9 protein-coding genes are annotated in these 6833 nt (G+C 44.3%); 3 read left to right on the top strand and 6 right to left on the bottom strand.

The features are described 5' to 3' along the window. Window positions 1-41 precede the first annotated feature (41 nt). A complete protein-coding gene (locus EBR25_11995; protein ID NBW41706.1) occupies window positions 42-809 on the top strand; it encodes a TRAP transporter large permease subunit in 768 nt (255 codons plus the stop codon). Between the two features lie 144 nt (window positions 810-953). Further along, on the top strand, window positions 954-1610 hold the full coding sequence (locus tag EBR25_11990) for a sigma-70 family RNA polymerase sigma factor (GenBank protein NBW41705.1): 657 nt from the start codon (window positions 954-956) through the stop codon (window positions 1608-1610). Between the two features lie 6 nt (window positions 1611-1616). On the opposite strand, the gene EBR25_11985 is transcribed toward EBR25_11990, so the two are convergent. Then, window positions 1617-2345, bottom strand: a complete 729-nt coding sequence (locus EBR25_11985; GenBank protein NBW41704.1) for a response regulator — start codon at window positions 2343-2345, stop codon at window positions 1617-1619. A gap of 234 nt (window positions 2346-2579) precedes the next feature. Between EBR25_11985 and EBR25_11980 the strand changes: the two genes are divergently transcribed. After that, window positions 2580-3335 (top strand): response regulator, encoded by a 756-nt coding sequence (locus EBR25_11980; protein NBW41703.1) that lies wholly within the window; start codon window positions 2580-2582, stop codon window positions 3333-3335. Window positions 3336-3349: 14 nt separating this feature from the next. On the opposite strand, the gene EBR25_11975 is transcribed toward EBR25_11980, so the two are convergent. The 5 genes from EBR25_11975 to EBR25_11955 all read right to left on the bottom strand — a co-directional run. Next, complete coding sequence (locus EBR25_11975; GenBank protein NBW41702.1) at window positions 3350-3694, bottom strand: hypothetical protein; 345 nt, start codon at window positions 3692-3694, stop codon at window positions 3350-3352. Then, on the bottom strand, window positions 3682-4239 hold the full coding sequence (locus EBR25_11970) for a hypothetical protein (protein NBW41701.1): 558 nt from the start codon (window positions 4237-4239) through the stop codon (window positions 3682-3684). Before EBR25_11970 ends, EBR25_11975 begins: the two co-directional genes overlap by 13 nt. Continuing rightward, window positions 4236-6140, bottom strand: a complete 1905-nt coding sequence (locus tag EBR25_11965; GenBank protein ID NBW41700.1) for a hypothetical protein — start codon at window positions 6138-6140, stop codon at window positions 4236-4238. Before EBR25_11965 ends, EBR25_11970 begins: the two co-directional genes overlap by 4 nt. A 34-nt stretch (window positions 6141-6174) precedes the next feature. After that, a complete protein-coding gene (locus EBR25_11960) occupies window positions 6175-6420 on the bottom strand; it encodes a hypothetical protein (protein ID NBW41699.1) in 246 nt (81 codons plus the stop codon). Next, on the bottom strand, window positions 6398-6833 hold a 436-nt coding region (locus EBR25_11955), incomplete at its 5' end, for a hypothetical protein (protein NBW41698.1). The genes EBR25_11955 and EBR25_11960, both read right to left, overlap by 23 nt.

Raw genomic sequence — 6833 nt, 5'->3', positions numbered from 1 at the left:
TCTCGTGGGCTCGGAGATGTGTATAAGAGACAGTCCCAGGAATGCTCTTGATACTCCTCTACATTCTGTATATCGGCTTTATCTTGAAGAAAAGACCTGAACTTGTATGCGATACAGGACACTCTGAGAGAGAGCCCATCCGTGTTACAACGGTACTTCACCTTCTCCTCCCTCCTCTACTGCTTATCAGCCTCGTTTTAGGGTCAATTCTTTTCGGAATCGCCTCTCCAACAGAAGCTGCTGGTTGTGGAGCGGCCGGGGCCATTGCACTTGCCACCCTTCGTAAAAAGCTTTCATTCGAACTTATAAAAAAAGTGTCAGCAAGAACCACTCACCTGACTGCTATGGTGTTTACCCTTCTCTTTGGTGCTCAAGTTTTCGGGGTGGTCTTTAGAGGTATGTATGGAGATGACATCCTCATAGAGTCGCTCTCCGCTCTTGAAGGGCATGATTTCATCCTTTTTTGGGCAATCATGGTGTTTTTCTTTGTTCTTGGTTTCTTTTTGGATTTTTTAGAGATTTGCTTCATTTTCATTCCGATCATATCTCCTATTCTTACGGAGCACCTTGGAATGCCTCCTATTTGGGTGGCTATTCTTATAGCTATTAATCTCCAAACATCTTTTCTGACTCCACCGTTCGGATTCTCCCTTTTCTATTTACGAGGAGTTGCTCCTGAACAGGTCCGCACGATTGATATCTATAGAGGCATAATCCCGTTCGTGCTTCTGCAGATTATCGCCATTATTCTCGTCTATTGCCTACCGCAGCTCGCTCTTTGGCTTCCTTCTATACTCTGGAGCTCATAGAGGAGTTTTTCCTCTGCGTTTGTTACAAAACTTTTACATCCTCGTCACTCGAAAGAGACATCTCTGGGTAGCACGTGAATCAAAAGAAAGCGCAACCGAAAACTCAGTGGTTTCGTATTAAGGGGTTATGAGTCTGATTGACTCATGAAAAAAGGTTTTACTATGGCAAAGAAGCAATTATCAGAAGATCTTCTTCTGATTCAAAAGATTCGCAAGGGAAATAAAATAGCTTTCGAACAACTGGTTGAGAAGTATGAAACGAAAGTTTTCCATTTAGCTATGCGATTTACAAAAAATGAAGAGGATGCTGAAGAGGTCTTACAGGATGTTTTCATGACTCTTCACCGTAAAATTGAGTTGTTCCAGGGAAAATCTGCCTTTTCGAGTTGGCTGTATCGTATTGTCGTGAATGCTGCTTTTATGAAACTTAGAAAAAGAAGGCAGAAGCCGACAGTCTTACTGGAAGACCTCGCACCCATGACAAGACAAAAGGTACTAGACGGCGAATTCTCTCAAGAGAATCACATTGAAAAATTCACCCAAAATGAGGAGCTGAAAGGTGTTCTGCTATCAGCAGTTAATCGCCTTCCCGAACAGTATCGGTCCGTTTTCGTGATGAGAGACGTGAATGGGTTCTCGAATCAAGAAACGAGTGAAGTCCTCGGACTCTCAATTCCCGCAATTAAGTCGCGGCTCCATCGCTCTCGAATTATGCTGAGAAAAAAACTAGCGCGGTACTACCTAGAGTTTACCGGCAAGAAAGAACTTCCTCAGCAGTTTGTCGACGAAATGGCTGCATAATCACTATCACTCATCAGGCGGATTATCGGAGCGACTGCTAAAAGAAAGAATTCTTTTGTCTTTGAAGTATCCCTGGACCTTAGACGCATCAATACCACGAAGATTTTCAATCAGACTCTTCATTCTTTGGGCATCTTGCTTCAAAGCTTTTAGTGCAAGCTCTCCCTTCGAGGATTCCGTACCTACGGATTCTAAAAGAAAAATATTGAGTAAAATTGCTGATAATGGTTGTCCAAGCTCATGAGCTGTTGCACCGGCTAGCTCTCCAGCTAAAGACTGTCGCTCGGCATCAATCAGTTGCTCTTGTAGGTCAAGGACTTCATCTCGAGCACGCTTCAAAGCGACATTTAACGCTCGAATACGCAGTAGAGCACTTACTCGAGCGCGAAGCTCTTCATATCGAAACGGTTTTGTGACGTAGTCATCAGCCCCGCGCTCTAGTCCAGATACAAGGTCCTGGAGCGAATCTCGCGCAGTAACCATAATAATCGGAACGAGCTGACCCACTTCCATCTTCCTGATTCGTTCGCATAGCTCAAGACCATTCATTCCCGGCATCATATAGTCAACCACTATCAGGTCAGGCGGCCCTTCTGCAGCTATTTGAGTCAACGCCTGCTCTGCGCTCTCACACTCGCTCACGACATGTGTCATATCAGCTACCGTATCAGCGATTACACCGCGACTATCAGGATCATCATCGATGATAAGTATTTTTTGAGCTTCTTCCTTCATTCTCCAACCACCTCTTTTTATAGGGTCGGCACAATTTTCATAATCAATAAGACGAATATCACAACTTTCAACTACGTATTATTCGTACATGCTGGGCTCATAGATACAGCCTCTTGTCCCTGCATGAAGAGACTTTTTTGTACTGTTTGCTACATCAAAGACCTTCCGTCATGGAAGCAGTTAAGCAATTGAGCAATCACGACGATAACTAGAGGAATCCTTATGTGAGCTCAGATGCTAAATACTTCTCCATCATGGACAGCTAAAAACGCTTCATTTGCTTCTCGTGAACGAGCTCAGACTCGATTTCTATTAGTCGATCAAGACCGATATAATCGCCAGTCCCTTAAGCAGTGTCTTCTCGGACTCGGGTATGGTTCGATAGCTGAAGTCGGAGAGCCAACTACTGCACTTGAGAAGATAGAAGAACATCCCTATACCCACATAGTATTTGAACCACTAAATTCACCGATTCGGGTTGATAACTTCATCCGTATTGTTTCCGATCTTCAACCAGACACGATCATACTTACTCTACTTTCCGAGCCATCGGTGGATGATGTATTTCAGATGTTAGCTGCAGGAGCGAAGGGATTCCTAGTGAAGCCGTATTCCGTTTCAAGCATCGACGAAGCAATTATCACTGCCTCAGTTGTTGAAAATATTCCCGATGTGATTCTACAAGCAGATAATCATACAGAAGCGCTCACCTACCTCATACTTGTTGCCCTCGATAAATTAGCCACTATCAAGAGACAAGCAAGGAAATTTGCAACGGCAGAACATGAAATTCCAAAGCGACGCCTTGCTCTGTCCCGCGCCATTCAGTTAGCGAATCAGTTCCTGAACTGCGATGCTGAGACATTCCACAATATTATTATTGAGCTCTGCTCTGAACGTGCGATTCCCGTTGATGAAGAGACCTCTAAAGCACTCTTGCGATTACGTGAGAAAAAGGGGAATTCAAATAGGACCCCGGCCTATTCCTAACGAGCGAGATTCCGTTATGGTGACTGAATATCGAGCGAGGTCCTGAGAATATCGACAACCTCTTCACTTGAAATCAGCATTTCATACATGAACTGGCGAGTTTCGCTGTCAGCAGCAATATTACCAATCTTATTGGCCGCAAGTTCGACTACTCGCTTTATGGCGTCCTCAAGTGATGCAAACTGCTCGCCCTTCAACTGTTGAACCGCCTCTCCCCAGTAAGCAGTCATTTCTGCAAGTTCACTCTGTAAACTCTTCTGTTGTACGCTATCATCAAGAGAACGTTTCAGTACCTTCCGATCGCTTAAATCGGCGGAATCATCTTTTTTCTTTTTCGTTGAGTCATTCATGGATGCCATACGTTCTCTCCTGCTCGCTTTAAATTCTCTCTCATAACTTCCGAGAATGAGAATACATATCCTTTATATAATTCCTCTCTCGCCTTATGAATGTTACCTGATTCTTTTAATAGAACACCAAAGTTATTCCGTGACTGAATAATTGTAGGATCATGCTGAAGAACCCGTTTAAATAAGCGCTCTGCTTCATCACTTGCACCTATAAAATTATATAAAAGCGCAAGATTTGAAAGAGTTTCCTGATAATTTGGGTCTATTTCATATGCTCTAAGAAAGTAGGCCTGCGCATTTCCTAATTCTCCTCGTAAAAAAGCAACACAACCAAGTCCGTCAAGTGCTGCTGCACTACGAACCAACTCTAGAGAAAGTCGAAATGATGCCTTGGCCTGCTCAAGTTCTCCAGAACGTAAAAACGCGGCACCTTGATCGATTAAATTCTCTGCATGTTGCTGATCATGCAGGGTAGGTGGAGTCGATACGTGAGCGCACCTGCCTAAACTTATGGTGAAAAGTAGGAATAGGCAACACGCTTTGCTTACCGTCATGCTGCTAGTCTCTCAATTACACTCTCTGCCGATTCTTGTGGGAGTTGAATTTGCCCCTTCTCAACCCATGTTACGTCGTCGACAATTTCATCCTCGGCCAAAACAGTAATCATTCGATGACCTCGAATTCGCAAACATTCGTGTAAGAGCCGACGGGCTGCTCGGCTAGTAACAAGTATCAGATGCGAGGCTCCACCTTCTGTCTCAGACGTTTTCAGCATCTGTTCTTCAAATGTTAAGACCAGTGCAGGATCAAGCTGTTGGCCAGACCGCTCGCATTGACTCAATGCTAAATCAATAACAGGGTCTACTCGATATCCTGTAATCGTTCGCTCCAGGGAATACTTCGCAGAAATAACACGCTTAAGCGCTACTCTTACCTCCTCGAGAAACATTTTTTCATGAACTCCACCGGCAGCGGCCTCTGATAAAGCCTGCAGTATCAGATCAATAGACTGAATACTAATTCCATCAAGAACGAGAGAGCGTAAAATCGTTGTCAGTTGGGTCAGCGAAATAACGTTCGGTATACAATTTGCCACAAGTTCAGGCGAAGTATGTTCTAGATGATCCAGTAGTCTACGTGTAAAAATATCATCCACGCAGTCTGCACGGCGTTCGATGATAAATGATTTCAACCGTTCACAGAGTTGATTGAAACACTGCTCAGCTGAATCTTCTTGCGCTATTCCTTCTGAAAGGCCCGTATCTTGATTGTCAAACTCCTCCGTTCGGCCCTTTACTCCTCTGAACGTAAAACTGAAATCGCCGTCTAGACTTTTTTGAAGATTAAGGTCTGGAGGAGGTAAAAGTAAGCCATAGCTGTCATAGAGCTCTCTTAAACAAGTTGAGATACCTCTCTGCACAACAGCCCGGGGAACCCCGCGAAGAACACTGTCTTCTGGGACTTCAATACTCAATAACTGGGGTAGTTTTGGAGTAAACAACTCATCCTCATTGCTCTGAGCATCAGATGCTGCCTTGTTCGGCATACATCCAAAGAAGAGAAAGAGCGCACTCATGAGGAGAAAAGGAATAGAAGCCACACCGATAAGAGCAAGCAAGAGAGAGACTGTTCCTGAGAGAATCAGAGCCGGCTTAATACTGCCGAGCTGATCAAGCACCTCCACCGCTAGGGAGTCATCATTTTCTTGAGTAACCCGTGTTACGACTAATCCTGCAGCTAGTGAGTTGAGCAAGGCAGGAATCTGTGACAAGAGTCCGTCACCGAGAGTTAATAAGGTATACTTTTGAAGGGCAATCTGAAAATCAAGATTCTTTACCAGAATACCGACTGCTAATCCTCCTATGATATTTACCGTTGTGATAACGATACCTGCAATAGCATCTCCCTTAACAAATTTCATAGCACCATCAAGAGCACCATAAAATCGTGACTCGATTTGTAACTCTTCCCGCTTTCTTTTTGCGGATTCTGGGTCAAGCAATCCGGCACGGAGGTCTGCATCAATCGACATCTGCTTGCCCGGAAGGGCATCGAGCGTAAATCGTGCTGAAACCTCTGCAACACGCTCAGAGCCCTTCGCAATGACAATAAACTGAACCAATGTAATGACGAGAAATACTACCAATCCAACTAGCATCTCTCCTTGCATCAGCAGTTGACCGAAGAGTTCAATCATATCGCCGGCTTCACCAGTGCCAATTATTCTCCTCGTGGTTGAGATATTGAGCGCTAACCTATAGAGGGTAGCCAACAGCAATATCGTTGGAAGCGATGAAAGTTTCGTCGGAGTAGAAAGATGTAACGCACACCCTACTAAGAGGACAGAAAAGATAAGGTTTGCGACCAACAGACAATCAACAGCAAACGGTGGAAGGGGTAGAAGCATACAGCCAATGACTGCAACAAGCCCTACTGGCAAAATAACCTGCTTCATACCTTCTCCCACCGTTCCGTTTGCTCAGTGCTGTTTATCCAGCTCGTACATTGCGAATTGCGGCCATCTTCGCCTCATGCCGCGACTTTTCAATATTTGAATGGAGTGATACCAGCTGCATTTGCTGTTGCATCGCAATTTGCTCACTCATGAGGGAAGAGTACATTGGATCTATCGTCCCAGAAATTGCTGCTCGTGCTCCATTGCCGACGAGATTCGACATTCCCGAAACGATAGATTGAAAATTAAGCCGTAGCTTACTCCGAGGTTCGGGTGGCATTCGCACCATCCCCGAGCTGCTGTTGGTCAAAAAGTTCTGTATTGATGGATGAATCTTGGTTGTCATGTTCAATCTCTCCTTGTTTTAGATTGTCTCTTATTCTATTCGTAAATAAATTGAATTTGTTTCCCGTGGTAGGCGAATGAACTTGAAAACATAACCCTTCCTCTTCGACATCTAGACTCCCTTCAGCTACCGCTACTCCTCCAATTTCCAGCAAAACAGGAATCTGCTTTTTATTGGGAATTCTGATTTCATCACCAGCTGTTAAACTTAAGTAATCACAAACTTGCAATTCGATATCACGAATTACAATTCGTGCTGGTATCAATGGTGTCTGCTTCATATCAATCCTTTCTTCCAAAAATAGAGTGCATGAGGTTTCATCAGCAGTAAGAGCCCCAGACCAGAGG

Source organism: bacterium, assembly GCA_009926305.1.
Taxonomy (GTDB): Bacteria; Bdellovibrionota_C; UBA2361; order UBA2361; family RFPC01; genus RFPC01.
Note: the sequence above shows the minus strand (reverse complement) of the source record. Positions and strands in the feature narration are given on the sequence as shown.

Bases quoted from the DNA above. Each gene is read 5' to 3' on its own strand.
- EBR25_11995 (NBW41706.1), top strand. From the start codon at position 42: ATGCTCTTGATACTCCTCTACATTCTGTATATCGGCTTTATCTTGAAG.
- EBR25_11990 (NBW41705.1), top strand. From the start codon at position 954: ATGAAAAAAGGTTTTACTATGGCAAAGAAGCAATTATCAGAAGATCTT.
- EBR25_11975 (NBW41702.1), bottom strand. From the start codon at position 3,694: ATGGCATCCATGAATGACTCAACGAAAAAGAAAAAAGATGATTCCGCC.
- EBR25_11970 (NBW41701.1), bottom strand. From the start codon at position 4,239: ATGACGGTAAGCAAAGCGTGTTGCCTATTCCTACTTTTCACCATAAGT.
- EBR25_11980 (NBW41703.1), top strand. From the start codon at position 2,580: ATGCTAAATACTTCTCCATCATGGACAGCTAAAAACGCTTCATTTGCT.
- EBR25_11965 (NBW41700.1), bottom strand. From the start codon at position 6,140: ATGAAGCAGGTTATTTTGCCAGTAGGGCTTGTTGCAGTCATTGGCTGT.
- EBR25_11985 (NBW41704.1), bottom strand. From the start codon at position 2,345: ATGAAGGAAGAAGCTCAAAAAATACTTATCATCGATGATGATCCTGAT.
- EBR25_11960 (NBW41699.1), bottom strand. From the start codon at position 6,420: ATGCCACCCGAACCTCGGAGTAAGCTACGGCTTAATTTTCAATCTATC.